Origin of the sequence: Nocardia sp. NBC_01388 (assembly GCF_045040085.1) — a bacterium.
Taxonomy (GTDB): Bacteria; Actinomycetota; Actinomycetes; order Mycobacteriales; family Mycobacteriaceae; genus Nocardia.
The window spans coordinates 4,222,850-4,240,156 of record NZ_CP109553.1; the positions used below are offsets into that span (position 1 = coordinate 4,222,850).

15 protein-coding genes and 1 pseudogene are annotated in these 17,307 nt (G+C 66.8%); 1 reads left to right on the forward strand and 15 read right to left on the reverse strand.

The window, feature by feature from the left end; genetic code table 11:
- Nucleotides 1–2 precede the first annotated feature (2 nt).
- The 12 genes and pseudogenes from rplS to OG716_RS20935 form a co-directional block, all read right to left on the reverse strand.
- Nucleotides 3–344, reverse strand: a complete 342-nt coding sequence (gene rplS / locus OG716_RS20880) for a 50S ribosomal protein L19 (RefSeq protein WP_355129926.1) — start codon at nucleotides 342–344, stop codon at nucleotides 3–5.
- 177 nt (nucleotides 345–521) lie between these two features.
- Entirely contained in the window at nucleotides 522–2,189 is a 1,668-nt protein-coding gene (locus OG716_RS20885; protein WP_355129928.1) for a thiamine pyrophosphate-binding protein, read from the reverse strand.
- A 24-nt stretch (nucleotides 2,190–2,213) separates the two neighbouring features.
- Nucleotides 2,214–3,086, reverse strand: coding sequence for a hypothetical protein (locus OG716_RS20890; RefSeq protein WP_355130023.1), 873 nt, complete (start codon nucleotides 3,084–3,086; stop codon nucleotides 2,214–2,216).
- 427 nt (nucleotides 3,087–3,513) lie between these two features.
- The gene (locus OG716_RS20895; protein ID WP_405139160.1) at nucleotides 3,514–5,994 is read right to left on the reverse strand and encodes a Tex family protein; all 2,481 of its coding nucleotides are present in this window, start codon (nucleotides 5,992–5,994) and stop codon (nucleotides 3,514–3,516) included.
- A 100-nt stretch (nucleotides 5,995–6,094) separates the two neighbouring features.
- A complete protein-coding gene (locus OG716_RS20900; RefSeq protein ID WP_405139161.1) occupies nucleotides 6,095–6,418 on the reverse strand; it encodes a hypothetical protein in 324 nt (107 codons plus the stop codon).
- Nucleotides 6,419–6,567: 149 nt separating this feature from the next.
- The gene (gene trmD, locus OG716_RS20905; RefSeq protein ID WP_405139811.1) at nucleotides 6,568–7,251 is read right to left on the reverse strand and encodes a tRNA (guanosine(37)-N1)-methyltransferase TrmD; all 684 of its coding nucleotides are present in this window, start codon (nucleotides 7,249–7,251) and stop codon (nucleotides 6,568–6,570) included.
- Between the two features lie 5 nt (nucleotides 7,252–7,256).
- Nucleotides 7,257–7,793, reverse strand: coding sequence for a ribosome maturation factor RimM (rimM, locus tag OG716_RS20910; RefSeq protein ID WP_405139162.1), 537 nt, complete (start codon nucleotides 7,791–7,793; stop codon nucleotides 7,257–7,259).
- The gene (locus OG716_RS20915) at nucleotides 7,794–8,036 is read right to left on the reverse strand and encodes an RNA-binding protein (RefSeq protein ID WP_067827290.1); all 243 of its coding nucleotides are present in this window, start codon (nucleotides 8,034–8,036) and stop codon (nucleotides 7,794–7,796) included.
- Entirely contained in the window at nucleotides 8,036–8,482 is a 447-nt protein-coding gene (gene rpsP / locus OG716_RS20920) for a 30S ribosomal protein S16 (RefSeq protein ID WP_327144794.1), read from the reverse strand. Before rpsP ends, OG716_RS20915 begins: the two co-directional genes overlap by 1 nt.
- 559 nt (nucleotides 8,483–9,041) lie before the next feature.
- Nucleotides 9,042–9,775: pseudogene (locus OG716_RS20925) on the reverse strand (class I SAM-dependent methyltransferase).
- An 87-nt stretch (nucleotides 9,776–9,862) separates the two neighbouring features.
- A complete protein-coding gene (locus OG716_RS20930; RefSeq protein WP_405139163.1) occupies nucleotides 9,863–10,963 on the reverse strand; it encodes an amidohydrolase family protein in 1,101 nt (366 codons plus the stop codon).
- Between the two features lie 119 nt (nucleotides 10,964–11,082).
- On the reverse strand, nucleotides 11,083–12,009 hold the full coding sequence (locus OG716_RS20935; RefSeq protein WP_405139164.1) for a LysR family transcriptional regulator: 927 nt from the start codon (nucleotides 12,007–12,009) through the stop codon (nucleotides 11,083–11,085).
- 74 nt (nucleotides 12,010–12,083) lie between these two features.
- Here OG716_RS20935 and OG716_RS20940 point away from each other — a divergent pair, with 74 nt between their 5' ends.
- Nucleotides 12,084–12,266, forward strand: a complete 183-nt coding sequence (locus tag OG716_RS20940) for a hypothetical protein (protein ID WP_405139165.1) — start codon at nucleotides 12,084–12,086, stop codon at nucleotides 12,264–12,266.
- A gap of 370 nt (nucleotides 12,267–12,636) precedes the next feature.
- Here OG716_RS20940 and ffh read toward each other — a convergent pair whose 3' ends face one another.
- The 3 genes from ffh to OG716_RS20955 form a co-directional block, all read right to left on the reverse strand.
- Nucleotides 12,637–14,205, reverse strand: coding sequence for a signal recognition particle protein (ffh, locus tag OG716_RS20945; RefSeq protein ID WP_405139166.1), 1,569 nt, complete (start codon nucleotides 14,203–14,205; stop codon nucleotides 12,637–12,639).
- A gap of 74 nt (nucleotides 14,206–14,279) precedes the next feature.
- Complete coding sequence (locus tag OG716_RS20950) at nucleotides 14,280–14,594, reverse strand: hypothetical protein (protein WP_327144789.1); 315 nt, start codon at nucleotides 14,592–14,594, stop codon at nucleotides 14,280–14,282.
- 156 nt (nucleotides 14,595–14,750) lie between these two features.
- Entirely contained in the window at nucleotides 14,751–17,219 is a 2,469-nt protein-coding gene (locus OG716_RS20955) for a [protein-PII] uridylyltransferase (RefSeq protein WP_405139167.1), read from the reverse strand.
- Nucleotides 17,220–17,307 lie beyond the last annotated feature (88 nt).

The window sequence follows — 17,307 nt, forward strand, 5'->3', positions numbered from 1 at the left end:
CTTCAGCGCTTTTCCTTGATCTTGGCGGCCTTGCCGCGCAGATCGCGCAGGTAGTACAGCTTGGCGCGGCGGACGTCACCACGGGTGACGATCTCGAGGTGATCGATGTTCGGCGAATGCACCGGGAAGGTGCGCTCCACGCCGACGCCGAACGACACCTTGCGGACCGTGAAGGTCTCGCGGATGCCACCGTTCTGGCGGCGGATGACGACGCCCTTGAAAACCTGGACGCGCTCCTTGTTGCCTTCGATAACCTTCACGTGCACGTTGACCGTGTCACCCGGGCGGAAAGCCGGGATGTCGCTGCGGAGCGACTTTTCGTCGACGAAGTCGAGGGTGTTCATTTCCGTCCTTATGATGTTCGCGCGAACAGAGGAACCTGGTGGCTACCTCGAATGGAGATGCTCTACCGGTTCGTGCTCCGGATAATGGGCGGTGCCCGGGCATACCAGCGCCCAAGGCAACCTGACCATAGTGCCAGACGGCAGCGCGCGCCCGGAAATCGGGTCCCCCGGCACCGGCTACGACCCGGAGTTCGCCCGGGTGATCGCGGAGGCGATATCCGAGACGAGCGGCGGATAGTCCGTGGCGCCGGTGACAACCTGCAGGAAAACCAGGCAGTCCTGGGCGGCGGCGGCAACCTCCATGCACTCGCGTAGCTCTCCGACCGTAGTGGCGCGCAGCGTCAGCACCGAATCCTCGTCGCCGCCGAAGGCGTGCGGCAGTTCACCCCAGCGCCAGGGCGCGATGTCGTTGTAGGGCGCTGCTTCACCGTGAATGGCACGCTCGATGGCGTAGCCGTTGTTGTCGACCAGGATGATGACGCCGGTCAGGCGTTCCCGGATCCAGGTGCCCAGCTCCTGAATGGACAGCTGCGCCGCACCGTCGCCGATCACCAGCACGGGACGGCGGTCCGGACAGGCCAGCCCGGCTCCGAGCGCGGCAGGCAGGGCATATCCGATGGAACCCCACAGCGGCTGGCCGACAAAGGTGATGCCGGCGGGCATGCGCAGGGCGGCCAAGCCGAAGAAGGCCGAACCCTGGTCTGCCACAACCACATTGTCGTTGTCGAGGGCTCCGGCCACGAGCGGCCACAGGGTCGCCTGGGTGAGCGGGGTCTCGCCGGGATCGGTGATGACGGGGATGACATCGGCGGCCGGGGTGGTCGGATCCGGTTCGGCGAACGCGCCGGAGATCCTGGTCAGAATTTCCAGGGCAGCTGTCAGCGAGAGCGGCGCGTACGCGTCCATACCGCCGATGACTGTGCGCTCCGGGCCGATATCGATGGTCCGACGCGGGTCGATGCGATGGCTGAATCCGGCGGTGATGCTGTCGGTGTACTGCACGCCGACCGTGACCAGGCGCTCGGAATCCTCGACCGCCGCGCGCACCGCCTCGGGTGAGGCCGCACCGGTGTAGACGCCGAGGAAATTCGGCGTCGATTCGTCCACCAGCGTTTTGCCCCAGGCGAGCGTGGCATGCGGCAAATCGGCAGCGTGCAGCAGTGACCGCAATTGATCGGTCGCGCCGATGCGATTGACGAAGACGTCGGCCAGCACGGTCACCCGGCGGTCGACGAGGAAATCGAGGGCGGCCTGCTCGAAAGCCATTCGCGCACCGGCACTGCTGAAGTCCGCGGGCGGGGACAGCGGCGTGGCCGGCGGCTGGACCTCCACCCGTGCCGTATCGGTGGCGAGCATCAGATAGCCCGGACGCCGGTGCACCAGTACCGAATTCAGCACCCGGTCGATTTCCTGGCAGGCGTCGGCCGCGCCGAGATCGGCCTGGGCGCAGGTGACTTCGGCGGCAATGCGCCGGAAGTGATGGAAATCGCCGTCGCCGAGGGTGTGGTGGATGACGCGATGATTGGCCTGGATGTCCTTGGCAGGCACCCCGACTATGTGCACGACCGGCACGTATTCGGCATAGCTGCCCGCAATCGCATTGACCGCGCTGAGTTCGCCGACGCCGTAGGTGGTGACCACCGCGCCGATGCCGCGTAGTCGGGCATAACCGTCGGCGGCGTAGCCGGCATTGAGCTCATTGGCGCTGCCGACCCAGCGGATGCCGCGGTGCTCGACCACGTGATCGAGGAATTGCAGATTGAAATCCCCCGGGACACCGAATATTTCGGTGACTCCGAGTTCGTGGAGCCGATCGAGCAGGTAATCGCCGACAACGTAGCCCATTCGGCAACAGTGGCACGCCGGTCGTCAGTCAGCAACCTTACGGCTACTTACGAGATGGTGCGTCGAGGGCGGAGCGGGCGGAGCCGGGAGCACCGTGCGCGCCAACTCCTCCTCCGCGGCCCGGCGGACGTGCGCGACATCGGGCTTACCGGCCACCAGATCCTGGACGAAGATCTTCGCCCGGATCATCGGCCGCCGGTACCGGCGTTCGCGCACCACCGCCCGCCGCATGAGCCCGGCGCGCGAGGAATAGCGCCACCGCGCCCAGGGTGCGCCCGGACGGCTCAGACGCAGCGCGCCGATCAACAGCAGCGGCAGGAAGAACATGCCGAACAGACCCGTCCAGATCTTGCCCTTGGCAATGACGATCGCAGCCAGCACCAGATTCACCAGTGCGAACACAATGACGAAGGTGCGATCGGCGGAGTTCGGATCATGGCGGACATCACCGAGATTGAGCAGCCACAGCGGATGGAAGCCGAGCAGCAGCAGACCGGTGACGGCGACCGCCACGAAGACGGCATCCACCGAGGTGCGGCCCTGCTCCTCCCAATACACATCACGCAGGTAGTAGATGAGCGCGAACTCGTCGAGCACCAGCGCCGCACCGACCCCGAAGACGGCCGCGAAAACACTGATGACCCCGACACTGCTGTCGTACAGGGTGACCAGGCCCACCCCCGAGCTGAGCACCAGCACCACGCCGAACACCATGTGGTGGATGTGCACATCGCCGGCCCGCACATTGCCCGGCCACCAGCGCACTTCCTTGCGGATGAGCCGCACACTGATTCGGATCAGCAGGAATCCGACGATGAATCCGAGCAGTAGGCAGGCCAGGGGCAGTCGGCCGGTATCCACCACACCGTCGATCCACCACCGCCGCACATGCCCCATGCCCTCGTCGCCTCCGCGATCAATTCGCACACACCTGACGAAGCAACGCTACCTGTCGCTCCGAAACAGACTGAATTCCTCGCACCCTGCGGTGCTGAGGTGTGGATCCCGGCGAAAAGCATGCCGGGATGACGCGGCCCATCTGCCGCAGGCCAGGGTCGCACCGTCGGCAAACCAGGATCGCACCGGTCGGGAACCAGGGTCGCACCGTCGGCAGACCAGGATCGCACCGGTCGGGAACCAGGGTCGCACCGTCGGCAGACCAGAGTCCCACCGGTCGGGAGGCCAGGATCGCGCTGGTGGGCAGGCCAAGGTCCCACCGGTCGGGAGGCCGGGTTGAACTGGTGGCACGGCAGCCGGAATGCCGCAGGCCAGCCACTTCTTGTGGCTGGCCTGCGATTTCGGGCTGTGTGGTGACCTGCCGCGGTTACTTGCCGAAGCCGGCCTTGCGGAGGGCGTCGGCCATAGAACCGCTCGGGGCGGACTGGGGGCGGTTGCCCTGCTGGCGAGCGCCGCCACCCTGGCCACCCTGGCGGGCCGCGCTGCCTTGGCCACCCTGGCGTGCGGCACCGCCCTGACCGCCCTGACGCGGGTTGCCCTGGCCGCCCTGGCGCGGGCGATTGTCATTGCCCGCCGGGCGCTGGCCCTGGCCGCCGCGCGGACGGCCTTCGCCGCGTTCGGGTTTCGGGGCGCCGGGCTCATCGTCCAGGCGCAGGGACAGGCCGATGCGCTGGCGCTGCACATCCACCTCCATGACCTTGACCTTCACCACATCGCCGGACTTCACGACCTCGCGCGGGTCCTTGATGAAGTTGTGCGACATGGCCGAGACGTGCACCAGGCCGTCCTGGTGGACGCCGATATCGATGAAGGCGCCGAAGGCGGCCACATTGGTGACCACACCCTCGAGCACCATGCCGGGCTCGAGGTCGGCGACCTTCTCGATGCCCGCGGCGAATTCGGCGGTCTTGAATTCCGGACGCGGGTCGCGGCCGGGCTTCTCGAGTTCGGCGATGATATCGGTGACGGTCGGGACACCGAAGCGCTCATCGGTGAAGTCCGCGGGCCGCAGCGCGCGCAGCGCCGTGGTGTTGCCGATGAGCTCGTGCACACCACGACCACTGGCCTCGAGCATGCGGCGGACGACGGGGTACGCCTCCGGGTGCACGGACGAGGTGTCGAGCGGATCCTCGCCCTCGCGAATGCGGAGGAAGCCGGCGCACTGCTCGAAAGCCTTGGGGCCCAGGCGCGGCACGCTCAGCAGTGCGGTGCGGCTACGGAAGGGACCATTGGCATCGCGGTGCGCGACAATGCTTTCCGCGACCGAACCGGTAATGCCGGAAACGCGCGAGAGCAGCGGCACCGAAGCGGTATTGACGTCGACACCGACCGCGTTCACCGCATCTTCGACCACCGCGCCGAGCGAGCGGGCGAGCAGGGTCTCGGAGATATCGTGCTGGTACTGGCCGACACCGATGGACTTCGGATCGATCTTCACCAACTCCGCGAGCGGATCCTGCAGACGCCGGGCGATGGAGACCGCGCCGCGCAGGGACACATCCATATCCGGCAGCTCCACCGAGGCGTACGCCGAGGCCGAATACACCGAGGCACCCGCTTCGGAGACCACGATCTTGGTGGGCTTGTTCTCCGGAATACGCGAGATGAGTTCGGCGGCAAGGGCATCGGTCTCGCGCGAGGCGGTGCCGTTGCCGATGGCGATGAGCTCCACATTGAATCGCGCGACCAGCGCGCCGAGCACGGCGAGCGACTTCTCGGTCTGACCCGTATGCGGGTAGATGACCTCGGTGGCGACGGCCTTACCGGTGGAATCGACCACGGCCACCTTCACACCGGTGCGGAAGCCCGGGTCCAGGCCCATGGTGGTGCGGGTGCCGGCGGGCGCGGCCAGCAGCAGATCGCGCAGGTTCATGGCGAAGACGTCGACGGCGTCGCGTTCGGCGGACTGGCGCAGGCGCATGCGGACATCGATGCCCAGGCTCACCATCAGTTTGGTCCGCCACGCCCAGCGCACGGTATCGAGCAGCCAGGTGTCAGCGGCACGGCCCTGCTCGGCAATACCGAACTTGTAGGCGATGCGCCCCTCGTAGATGGTGCGCTCGCCGGGCTCGGGCTCTTCCGCATCGGCGGCGAGGTGCAGGGTGAGCACCTCTTCCTTCTCACCGCGCAGCAGCGCCAGAATGCGGTGCGAGGGCAGCTTGGTGAACGGCTCGCTGAATTCGAAGTAGTCGGAGAACTTGGACCCCGCCTCCTCCTTGCCCGGGCGCACGCTGGAGCTGACCTGTCCGCGCGTCCACATGAGCTCGCGCAGTTCACCGACCAGGTCGGCGTCCTCGGCGAAACGCTCGACCAGAATGGAGCGCGCACCGTCGAGCTGTTCGGCGCTGTACTGCGCGGGATCGGTGGCCGGATCGTTGATCAGGGCGTCGGCGACGGGCTCGTGCCCGGCCTCGCGCGCGATCTGCGCCTTGGTGCGCCGCTTCGGCTTGTACGGCAGGTAGATGTCCTCGAGGCGGGCCTTGGTATCGGCGAGCATGAGCTGCGAATGCAGTTCCGGATCCAATTTGCCCTGGCCGCGAATGGATTCGATGATCGAACCGCGGCGCTCGTCGAGTTCGCGCAGGTAGTTCAGGCGCTCGTCGAGGGTGCGCAGCTGCGCGTCGTCGAGCCCGCCGGTGACCTCCTTGCGGTAGCGGGCCACGAACGGCACGGTCGAGCCGGCGTCCAGTAGTTCGATGGTAGCGCGCACCTGCTCGTCGCGCACGCCCAGCTCATCGGCGATGCGCCGGCTGACACTGCCGAGTCGAACGGCGCTCTCGGTGCCGGTGGTCACGGTGCTCGCGGGACCTGTGGTTTCCGCGCTGACGGGTTCGGAGGCTGTCGTCACGCCCGCAGACACTACCGGCGTCCGCTGACACGCCGGGACAGTGCCGCACCGAAACGTTGCGGCGACACGCGTTTCGAAGCCCGCGCGCCGCCGCATTCGCCTACGGCGCCAGGATGTGCTGCGGGCAGTAGACGAGAGTGTCGACCTCGGTCTCGGTCACGCCGAGAAGACCGGTCGCGGTATTCGGGTGCGCGCGATCGAAGGCCATCAGATCGGCCTTGTCACCGGGAACACCGAAGTCCAGAATCTCACAGGTAGCGTGCCCGATCTCGACGTCGAGCGCCTTGTAGTCGGGCGTCTGCTGCTGATCGTGCATCAGGAAGAATTTGATCTCGTCCTGCACGGTGAACGCATTCGCCACTGCGCCACCGACTCCCATCATGGCAACGCTCGCGGTCACCACGACAACAGCTTTGCGAAACATGTTCGCCCCCACTCTTTCCTCATCTGAAAACGGACGGCCGCACTCTGCGATTTCGCAGGCGGCCGCTCACAGAATGTAGCCCGGGGTGCGACAGATTCGCTCTCGACGCCGGTGCGGAATGCCGCGCAATATGTTGCGCGGCAATCACATCAGTCCGGCGGGAGCAGATCGGGGCGACGATCGCGGGTGCGTTCCAGCGACTGCTCGCGGCGCCAGGCGTCGATCTTGGCGTGGTTGCCGGACAGCAGGATTTCCGGGACATCCAGATCGCGCCAGGAGACCGGGCGGGTGTAACTGGGACCCTCGAGGAGACCGTCGGAGAACGAATCCTGTTCGTGGGATTGCTGATTGCCGAGCACACCGGGGATGAGCCGCACAATGGCTTCGGTCATGACGAGGACCGCGGCCTCACCGCCGATCAATACGTAATCGCCGATGCTGACTTCCTCGACGCGGACGCGCCGGGCGGCATCGTCGAAAACTCGCTGATCGATGCCTTCGTAGCGACCACACGCGAAGACCAGATGCTTTTCGGCAGACCAGCTTTCGGCCATGGCCTGGGTGAACGGACGACCCGCCGGGGTGGGAACCACCAGCAGTGCGTCGTCCGGGCACACCTCGTCCAGGGCGTCGCCCCATACGGTCGGCTTCATGACCATGCCCGGTCCGCCGCCGTACGGGGTGTCGTCCACGGCCTTGTGCACATCGTGCGTCCAGCCGCGCAGATCGTGCACGCCGACTTCCAGGATGCCCTTGTCGATTGCCTTGCCCAGCAAGGCGGTTCGCAGCGGCTCCAGGTATTCCGGGAAGATCGTGACGACGTCGATGCGCATCGTGCTCACTCCGGATCCAGCAGACCTTCGGGCGGGTCGATCACAATCAGGGAGTCGGCGAGGGACACGGTCGGCACCATGGCATTCACGAAGGGCACCAGGATCTCCCGGCCCGCGGGCGGGAAACCCTCGGCCGCGGTGATCGAAAGCAGTTCTCCCGCAGCGGAATGCAGTACTTCGCGGACCGTACCCACGAGGGTGCCGTCACCGAGTTGCACGGTGAGGCCCTCGAGCTCGTGGTCGTAGTACTCGTCCGGGTCCTGCGAGGGCGGCAGATCGGCGGTGTCGACGACAAAGAGCATGCCGCGCAATCCATCTGCCACGGTGCGATCGTCGAGCCCTGCCAGACGCACGAGAAGCCGGCCCGAGTGCTCCCGGGCCGACTCCACTACGTACTGCTGCGTCTGCTTCGCGCGCGGCAACTTGCCCGTGAGGGTGGTGCCGGGCGCGAAACGCAGATCAGGCTCGTCGGTTCGGACTTCTACGACGAGTTCGCCGCGCACACCGTGCGACTTGGCGACCCGACCGACGACAAGTTCCATCTACTGATCCGTGTCGACCACGTCGACGCGAATGCCCTTACCGCCGATACCGGCGACGAGAGTGCGCAGCGCGGTCGCGGTACGTCCACCGCGGCCGATCACCTTGCCCAGATCCTCGGGGTGCACATGCACCTCGACGGTCCGGCCACGACGGCTGGTGATCAGCTCGACGTGGACATCGTCCGGATTGGCGACGATGCCGCGAACGAGATGTTCGACGGCATCGGCGACGACGGCTGTCATTACTCGGCGGCCGGGGTCTCGGTCGCCTCAGAGGCAGCCTCGGCGGCCTCTTCCTTCTTGGCGGCCTTCTTCTTCGGGGTGACGGCCTCGGCGACCGGCTCGCTGTCAGCGGAAGCCAGCGCGGCGTTGAAGAGGTCCAGCTTGGACGGCTTCGGCGCCTTGACCTTCAGGGTGCCCTCCTGGCCCGGCAGACCCTTGAACTTCTGCCAGTCACCGGTGATCTCCAGCAGACGCTGCACCGGCTCGGTCGGCTGCGCGCCGACGCTCAGCCAGTACTGCGCGCGCTCGGAGTTGACCTCGATGAGCGAGGGCTCTTCCTTGGGCTGGTAGATGCCGATGGACTCGATGGCCCGGCCGTCGCGACGGGTGCGCGCGTCGGCGACCACGATGCGGTACTGGGGGTTGCGGATCTTGCCCATGCGGGTCAGCTTGATGCGAACAGCCATTAGCTGTGCCTTTCGGTGGCGGCCGCCCATGGGGCAGCCTGGTTGGTCACGGCCGCAATTCAGCAGTCCACGCGGGGTGGACCCGGTTTTGCGTTGAGTGTGTGACCGCCGCGCGGAACGTATCCGGAGACGGGCTGCACTGTTCTCGATGAGAACGGTGGTCCATTCTGCCAGAGAGGTCCCGGCCCGAAGAAATCGCCCTCGGCGGAGCCGACTCGCCATGGTCCGCGAACGACACAGCCCACCGGAGCCCGCGCGACTCCGATGGGCTGCCGGCCGTTTCCGGCCGCTAGTTGCCGGAGCTACCGGACGTCAGCAGCTTCACGACCAGACCCGCCAGTACGGCAGTCAGGAAGTTCTCGGCAGAACCCATAGGTCATTCTCCTCACCAGATTGGAACTGAAACATGTGAAGCATGACCTATTCACTTCGAGCGCGCAGGCAAATCGCAAGGTCGGCATGCGAAAAACGTCGAACCCACCGCCGCAAACTCAACGCAACGAGGCGGTATCCGCCGCGACCGGCACCGGGCCCGGTGCACCCACGGTCTCCCCGGACTTCAGGGAGCCAGCGCGGTGACCAGGCGGGTGGAGACCCAGGTGCCGCCCCACCACATGCGCCAGCCGAGGCTGCGCAGGGTGACGTCGGAGGCGCCCGCGGCCTGGAGAACGGTGTCGTATTCGCGGGTCTTGAAGATGTCGGCGATGACGAGGCGGCCGCCGGGCCGCAGGACGCGGAGGGCTTCGCGGACGGCTTGGGCGCGTAGCTCGGCGGTGGGAATGTTGTGGATGGCGAGACTCGAGACGATCACGTCGAATTCGCCTGCACCGAAGGGCAACTCGGTCATATCCGCGGTCCGGAGCTCCACCCGGGCGGCGACGCCCTCCGCCACGGCATTGCGGGCGGTGACCTCTTCGGCGTTGCCGGACTGGTCGACCGTGCGCCAGAGGTCGATGCCGACCGCACGGCCGCCGGGGAGGCGGCGAGCAGGACCGCACCGCGACCGCAACCCATATCGAGGAGGCTTTCATCGCCCCGCAGCCGCAGATCGTCGAGCACCTGTTCCCAGACCTCGAATTTGCCTCGGCGAGTGGAATGTACGTACAGCGCCAGCTGGATCAGCATGACGATGCCGAGGAAGACGAACCAGCCCAGGGCGCCGGCACTGCCGAGGAGCCCGAAAATCAAGGCGGCCACGAAGAACACGACCGCGAAACCGCCCATCCAGAGGATCTGGGCGGGTGCGTCCACACCGTAGGAACCGTTGCGCTGCGCGGGCGAGACCGTGCTCATACCGCTGCCTTCCGTCATATGGTGTGCCGCACGATAATCAGAGGCCTCGAGTGCGAATCCCGAACGCCCGCTACCGATGATATCGGTTCAGCGGTGTCCGGTGACCGGATCGCGCCGGTCGTAGGCGCGGCCGCGTAGCACCACCCAGGACGGCGTGGACAGCACCTGCGGGCTGATGCGCGGATCCTGCTGATAGACGACGAAGTCCGCGGGCGCGCCCGGTTCGATCCCGGTGCGGCCCAGCCACGTCCGGGCATTCCACGAGGAGGCGCCGAGGGCATCGTGCGGCGAAAAGCCCGCGCCCATCAGGGCGGTGATCTCGTCGGCAATGCGGCCGTGCGGGATGGAGCCGCCCGCATCGGTGCCGGTGTAGATCGGCACGCCGGCATCGTGCGCCTTGGCGACGGTTTCGCGCGAACGCCGGTGCAGATCGCGCATATGGGCGGCGTAGACGGGGAATTTGCCTGCGCTGTCGGCGATTTCGGGAAAGGTGTCGATATTGATGAGGGTGGGCACCAGGGCGGTGCCGTGCGCGACCATCATGTCGATGGTCTCGTCGGTGAGACCGGTGCCGTGTTCGATGCAGTCGATACCCGCGTCGAGCAGGCCGTAGAGAGCGTCCTCGCCGAAGACGTGCGCGGTGACGCGGGCGCCCTCACGATGGGCGGCGTCGATGGATTCCTTGAGGATGGCATCCGACCACAGCGGGGCCAGATCGCCTGCCGAGCGGTCGATCCAGTCGCCGACGATCTTGACCCAGCCATCGCCGCGGCGGGCCTGTTCGGCAATGATTTCCGGGAGGTCGCGTTCGTCCTCGAGTTCGATGCCGAGTTCCCGGATATAGCGCCGTGGCCGGGCAATATGGCGGCCCGCGCGAATGATCTTGGGCAGATCCTCGCGGTCGTCGATGAATCGGGTGTCGATGGGTGAGCCCGCATCGCGCAGCAGTAGCGCGCCCGCATCCCGCTCGACCTCGGCCTGGGCGATCGCGCCCGCGGAATCCTCGTCTCCCCCACCGTATTTGATGCCGACGTGGCAGTGCGCGTCCACCAGCCCCGGCACGATCCAGCCCGAGGCGTGCACCGTCTCGGCCTCGGCGACCGGTTCACAGGACAGGACGCCGTCATGAACCCACAGGTCCCGCATATCCCCGTCAGGCAGCACCACTCCGCGAAAATGCAGACGCATGATCAGCCTCCTCGCCACGCCCACCGTGCCTCGACACAAACCCTGCTCCACTACAAACTACTGCGCCCCGCCCCGCAAGAATTCGCGCGGCCTCGCACCCCCCGAACCCGCGTGTCCCGCTATTCGCCCAGCACGGTGATGTCCGCTCGCTCATGACACACCGCCCGGATCGCGGCGACCCCGGCCGCGATGACCGGGTGCTCGGCGGAACCCCGGCGCAGCGCGACCAGATGCCGCCGAATGGGCACGGTGTCACCCCGCAGCGGCACCCGCACCACCGCCAGCTCCGGCGGGATCAAGGCCAGCCGGGCGATCAGGCTGACCCCGAAGCCGTTCGCGACCATTGCCGATACGCCGACGAAATGCACTGCCTGCCCGGCAATTCGAGGGGTGAAACCGGCGGCGGCACAGGCTGCGGACACCACCAGGGAGTGCGTGATCCAATCCCGCCCGGTGATCCACGGCTCCGCGGCCGCCTCGATCAGCTGCACGTCCGAGCGCCCCGCGAGCCGATGTCCGGGCGGAACCAGCAGATCCATCGGTTCCGCGAGCAACGGCCGCTGCTCGAACCGCGGATCGTCCGCGCTGGGACTGCCGGGCGCGGGCAGGATCACGGCGATATCGCAGTCCCCGGCCAGCAACAGCTCGAAACAGTGCGTGCTCTCGTCCTCGATCAGCGAAACGCTCAAGCGCGGATGGGTATCCCGCAGCCGCGCCGCCGCCGGAGCCACCACGGCCGCGAGCGCGGTGGGCATGGCGCTCAACCGCAGTCGCCCCGCAATACCCGCCCGATGCGCAGCCAACTCCGCCCGCGCCAACTCCCCCTGCGCCGCAAGCAGATCCGCATGCCGCAGCAGCGCATTCGCGGCAGGGGTCAGCTGCACCCGCCGCCCGACATGCTCGAGCAACTCCACCTCGAAATCCCGCGCCAGCCCCCGCAACTGCTGCGACACCGTCGACGGCGTCACATGCAGCGCCGCCGCAGCCGCCGTCACCGTCCCCTGCTCCCGCAACACCCGCAACGACTGCAACCGTGGATCGATCATGTGGACATTCCACACGATTCACTACGAAATTATTCGATGGACCACAGCTATCAACCCCGGAAAGACTCGATGACATGACCAGATCAGACGAGCACTGCGGCACCTGCGGCTGGCCGACCACCCAGCCCCCGATCACGATTTCCCGCCACCACACCTCCGAAGGCCTGGTCACCTACACCCGCTGCGCCTGCGGCACCGTCCGAATGTGGCTGTCCCCCACTACCTTCAGCACACCCCACCAGGTAGGACACCCCTGAGCCACTCACGCACGCCTCGGTCGCCGACCCACCCGAAACCCACACATCTCACCGAGTGCCCTGGTCACGCTGCGCTGTCGGCCGCAACTGCGCCGCCAATTCCCCACCCGGCCCAGCCTTCTCGACCGGGTCCAGGCGCCGTTTCCCGCCTCACGATCGTCGCACTCCCTCTGCGGCGCACACACACTCAGCCTGGTCAGCCGTTCAGCAGGAAGTGATGGCGGCATCCGCCGTCAATGGCCCGCCACCAGTTCCTGGTGATCATGAATGCGAGACGCCCAGCACGACCGAGGTGCTTGGCGCCGACTTCTGGACCGTACAGAAATTCGGCTCCGCCGCAGTGCGACGGAGCCGAATTCTATTGCAGCACTTATTTTTTCGGGAAGTTCAGCTTCGAGAGGTCGAAACCTTCCAGGCCCGGGGGGAGTTCGTTGAGGCCGGCGGGGAGGTTGGAGATGTCCGGCATGCCGCCGGGGAGGGCGGGCATACCGGGCATGCCCGGGAAACCGCCGCGCATCTTCGGCGGGGTGGGGCCGCGGCCGCCCTTTTTACCCTTCTTGCCTTTGCCCTTTTTGTTATTGCCGCCGCGCGCGCCGGGGAGGCCGAACTGACGGCTCATGGCGCCCATCATCTTCTTGGCTTCGAAGAAGCGGTCGACGAGCTGGTTGACCTCGGAGACCGAGACGCCGGAACCGTTCGCGATGCGCAGGCGGCGGGAGGCGTTGATGATCTTCGGGTTATCACGCTCGGTGGGCGTCATGCCGCGAATGATGGCCTGCACCCGGTCGAGCTGCTTGTCGTCGACCTGGGCCAGTACATCTTTCATCTGACCCGCGCCCGGCAGCATGCCGAGCAGATTGCCGATCGGGCCCATCTTGCGGATGGCGAGCATCTGCTCGAGGAAGTCCTCGAGGGTGAGCTCGCCGGAGCCCATCTTGCGGGCGGCTTCCTCGGCCTGCTGCGCGTCGTAGACCTGTTCGGCCTGCTCGATCAGGGTGAGCAGATCGCCCATGCCGAGAATGCGGCTGGCCATGCGGTCGGGGTGGAAGACGTCGAAGTCTTCGAGCTTCTCACCGGTGGAGGCGAAAAGGATGGGGCGCCCGGTGATTTCACGCACCGACAGCGCCGCACCACCGCGGGCGTCACCGTCGAGCTTGGTGAGCACAACACCGGTGAAACCGACGCCGTCACGGAAGGCCTCGGCCGTGGTGACCGCGTCCTGACCGATCATGGAGTCGAGGACGAAGAGGATCTCGTCGGGGTTGACGGCATCGCGAATACCGGAGGCCTGCGTCATGAGCTCGGCATCGATACCGAGGCGACCGGCGGTATCGACGATGACGATGTCGTACTGCTTGGACTTGGCCTCTTCGATACCGCGCCGGGCCACATCCACCGGATCTGCCGCGGAAACACCGAGCGGGTTGTCGCCACCGCCGATGGAGGTGCCCGGATTGGGCGCGAAGACCGGCACACCGGCCCGTTCGCCGACCACCTGGAGCTGGGTGACCGCGCCGGGCCGCTGCAGATCACAGGCGACGAGCAGCGGCTGATGCCCCTGGCCCTTCAGCCATTTCGCGAGCTTGCCCGCGAGCGTGGTCTTACCGGCGCCCTGCAGACCCGCCAGCATGATGACGGTCGGCGGATTCTTGGCGTACTGCAGTCGCCGGGTCTCGCCGCCGAGGATGCCGACAAGCTCCTCGTTGACGATCTTGACGACCTGCTGGGCCGGGTTCAGCGCCGCGGAGACCTCCGCGCCCTTGGCACGCTCCTTGATCTTGGCGATGAAGGTGCGCACCACCGGCAGCGCCACATCGGCCTCGAGCAGGGCGAGGCGGATCTCACGGGCGGTCGCATCGATATCGGCCGGAGACAGGCGCCCCTTCCCGCGCAGATCCTGGAGGGCACCGGCCAACCGGTCGGAAAGGGATTCGAACACCGATGCTCCTGATCTCGAGGGACGTCACTCGAGATACCAGGGTAGTGGGATCCGCGGTGAGCTGTTATTCCAGGCTATTCGAGACTGCGCGGGCGCGGCTTCGTGGAGGGGCGCCGGAGGGCGTGCGGCTCGCTCGCGACCATGCCGACCGCCTCGCGGGCGGTGAGCCCGAGTTCGAGGGCGAGACCGTCGAGCGTGATCCATTCGGAGTCGGTCACCGGAGGCATGGTCACCGTCCCGGCAATGGTCATGGCCGTCACCGCCTGCTGACCGGAGAGGGTACGACCGGGCAGCCAGGAAACCACCCAGCGATCACCGCCTACGCAGCGCGCTATATGCGGGGTCATATCGCTCGTCATCATCGACGCCGAAACAACTTCAATTGCCACCGACCAGCTCCCCTCATACGCGCGACACCATTGGTTGAGGGCGATATTAGGGGGGAACGCGGACCGCCAGATCGGTATTTCAGCAAATTACGTGCAACGATCGGATTAACTGGCAAACGTACGGTTTGCCAGTTAATCAAGCAACCTGGCGAATGGTCAGAAACCCGAGGTTGATCCTATTTCAGTGTCTGATTCGGGCGTTTTCTTCGGTTGTTGCGGAGGCACCACGGAAAGCACCGCCGCTTCGATTTCCGCGCGGCGTTCCGGCGTGTCGGAGGCGCCGAGATCCAGGTAGAACGAGTCCACCACCGCCGCGCCGAGCGTGGCCACCTTCGCCCACGACACATTTACATCGCATTCCGCGAAAGCGGCTGCCAAACGACTCAGTAAACCGATACGATCCTCCGCGCGCAATTCCAGGAGCACCCGTCCGGGTTCCGCCGCATCCACCCAAATCACGCGCGGCTCCGCCTGCGCAAACGGACTTCGCTGGGTGCCACCGGCTTCCCGTTCCTTGCGCGCGAGCACCGAAACCAAGTCCAGATCTCCGTTTATCGCCCTGATCAATTCCTGGCGCAGCAGACCCGGATCCGGCGGATCACCGAAACGCGGCGCGACCACAAAGGTGTCGATCGCCGAAGACGCGACGCTCACCAACTCGGCCGAGAGCACCCGCAGCGAATGCAGGGCCAGGATTCCGGCCGCATCCGAGAGCAGGCCCGCGGTGTCCGGCGCGACCACCGTGACGATATGGGTGTAGCGGCCGTCGCCCGGCTTCAATTCCACATGCACACCGCCGTTTTCGGCGCGGGCGCGCAGATCGTCCGGAATCGGCTCGGGCTGCGGCAGCTCCTCCCCCGCCATGGACAATCGGCAGCGGCGCACCAGATCGCCGATGAGCGAGGCCTTCCAGTCGTTCCAGACGCCCGGCCCGGTCGCCAGCGAATCGGCCTCCGCGAGCGCGTGCAGCAATTCGAGCAGCAGCGGATCGCCGTGCAGGGCCTCGACCACCATTTTCACGGTATCCGGGTCGGAAATGTCGCGGCGGGTCGCGGTATCGGGCAGCAGCAGGTGCTGCCGCACCATGGCCGAGAGCGTGCGCACATCCGACGGCCACAGTCCGAGCCGCCGGCCGATGGAGGTGGCCAGCTCCGCACCGACCACACTGTGATCCTCCGTGCGCCCCTTGCCGATATCGTGCAGCAGCGCCCCGATCAGCAGCAGGTCCGGGCGGGCCACGCGGGTGGAGAGCGCACCGGCCTGCGCGACGGCCTCCATGAGGTGACGGTCGACGGTCCAGGTGTGCATGGCATCGCGCGGCGGCAGATCCCGCACCACGCCCCACTCCGGAAAGAGCCTGCCCCACAAACCGGTTCGGTCGAGGGCCTCGATGGCGTCGATGGTGCCGCGACCCGCGCCCAGCAGCACCAGCAGATCGTTGAGCGCCTCCTTGGGCCACGGCTCACGCAGCTCGGGAGCATCCTCGGAGAGACGGTTCAAAGTTGTTGCGGACATGGGCAATCCGGACTGCGCGGAAGCCGCGGCCACCCGCAGTATCAAACCGGGATCACGCTGTGGCCGCGCATCGCGCGCCAGCACCACCTCGCCGGAGTGCTCGACCACCCCCTCATCGAGTGGTCGGCGCACCGGCATGCGGCGCAGGCGGGCGAGTCCGCGGCGGGGCAGCGCGTTCGCCGCGGTCCGTAATCCGACATCGGTCGAATAGCTGACGGTCCGGGCCGCATCGCTGAGCGTGCGGGCCAGATCGAAGCGGTCGCCGATGCGCAGGGCGGCGCCGATCTCATCGGCGTCCTGGGCGCGCAATTGGTCGCGGGCGCGACCGGCGACCCGATGCAGTTCGGTGCGAACGTCCAGCAATCGGCGATGCGCCTGCTTCAGCCCGCCGCCCGGCACATCCGGACCGAGCCCCGGCATGGCATCGGTCAGCTGTGCGATGGCGAGGGCGTCCAGCAGCTGGATATCGCGGAGTCCGCCGCGGCCGTTCTTGAGATCGGGTTCGGCGCGGTGCGCGATCTCTCCGCTACGGCGCCACCGGGTTTCGGCCTGTGCGATGAGCCCGTCGAACCGGGAGCGAACCCCCGAGCGCCAGTCCCGCCGTATGCCGCTGATCAGCAGATTGCTCAGACCTTCGTCGCCGACGATATGGCGGGCCTCCAGCATGCCCAATGCCGCGGTCAGATCGTCCGCGGCCACGCGCAGCGCCTGCGGCACCGTGCGCACGCTGTGGTCGAGCTTGATGTGCGCGTCCCACAGCGGATACCAGAGTTGATCGGCGACCTCGGCGACCCGCGCCGGATCGACGTCGTCGTAGAGCAGTACCAGATCCAGATCCGAGTACGGGAGCATCTCACGGCGTCCCAGACCGCCCACGGCGACGATCGCCAGACCGCTGTCGGCGGTGATGCCGACCTCGTGTCCCTTTGTCGTCAGCCACAATTCGTAGAGGTCCACCAGCGCCTGGCGCAGCGCCTCGGGTTCCAGGCGGGCGGTGCGGCCGCCGGGGTGCTCGGCGAGCAGTTGGTTTCGAGCCCGGACCAGATCCGAAGCGCCGTTGGAGATCGTCTCCTCGGAGCCCTTCTCGTCGCGTGCCTGCTGGAATCCCACAAACCCACCACCTGTATCTAATTTGCCCTCCACTTCGCTGCGGGCGGGTTCGCGGCCCTGGGAGTCTCGTTCTTCCCTCCCTGCGCTC

Bases quoted from the DNA above. Each gene is read 5' to 3' on its own strand.
- OG716_RS20935 (WP_405139164.1), bottom strand. From the start codon at position 12,009: ATGATCGATCCACGGTTGCAGTCGTTGCGGGTGTTGCGGGAGCAGGGG.
- OG716_RS20890 (WP_355130023.1), bottom strand. From the start codon at position 3,086: ATGGGGCATGTGCGGCGGTGGTGGATCGACGGTGTGGTGGATACCGGC.
- OG716_RS20940 (WP_405139165.1), top strand. From the start codon at position 12,084: ATGACCAGATCAGACGAGCACTGCGGCACCTGCGGCTGGCCGACCACC.
- OG716_RS20930 (WP_405139163.1), bottom strand. From the start codon at position 10,963: ATGCGTCTGCATTTTCGCGGAGTGGTGCTGCCTGACGGGGATATGCGG.
- trmD (WP_405139811.1), bottom strand. From the start codon at position 7,251: ATGCGCATCGACGTCGTCACGATCTTCCCGGAATACCTGGAGCCGCTG.
- rpsP (WP_327144794.1), bottom strand. From the start codon at position 8,482: ATGGCTGTTCGCATCAAGCTGACCCGCATGGGCAAGATCCGCAACCCC.
- OG716_RS20915 (WP_067827290.1), bottom strand. From the start codon at position 8,036: ATGACAGCCGTCGTCGCCGATGCCGTCGAACATCTCGTTCGCGGCATC.
- rplS (WP_355129926.1), bottom strand. From the start codon at position 344: ATGAACACCCTCGACTTCGTCGACGAAAAGTCGCTCCGCAGCGACATC.
- OG716_RS20885 (WP_355129928.1), bottom strand. From the start codon at position 2,189: ATGGGCTACGTTGTCGGCGATTACCTGCTCGATCGGCTCCACGAACTC.
- OG716_RS20900 (WP_405139161.1), bottom strand. From the start codon at position 6,418: ATGTTTCGCAAAGCTGTTGTCGTGGTGACCGCGAGCGTTGCCATGATG.
- rimM (WP_405139162.1), bottom strand. From the start codon at position 7,793: ATGGAACTTGTCGTCGGTCGGGTCGCCAAGTCGCACGGTGTGCGCGGC.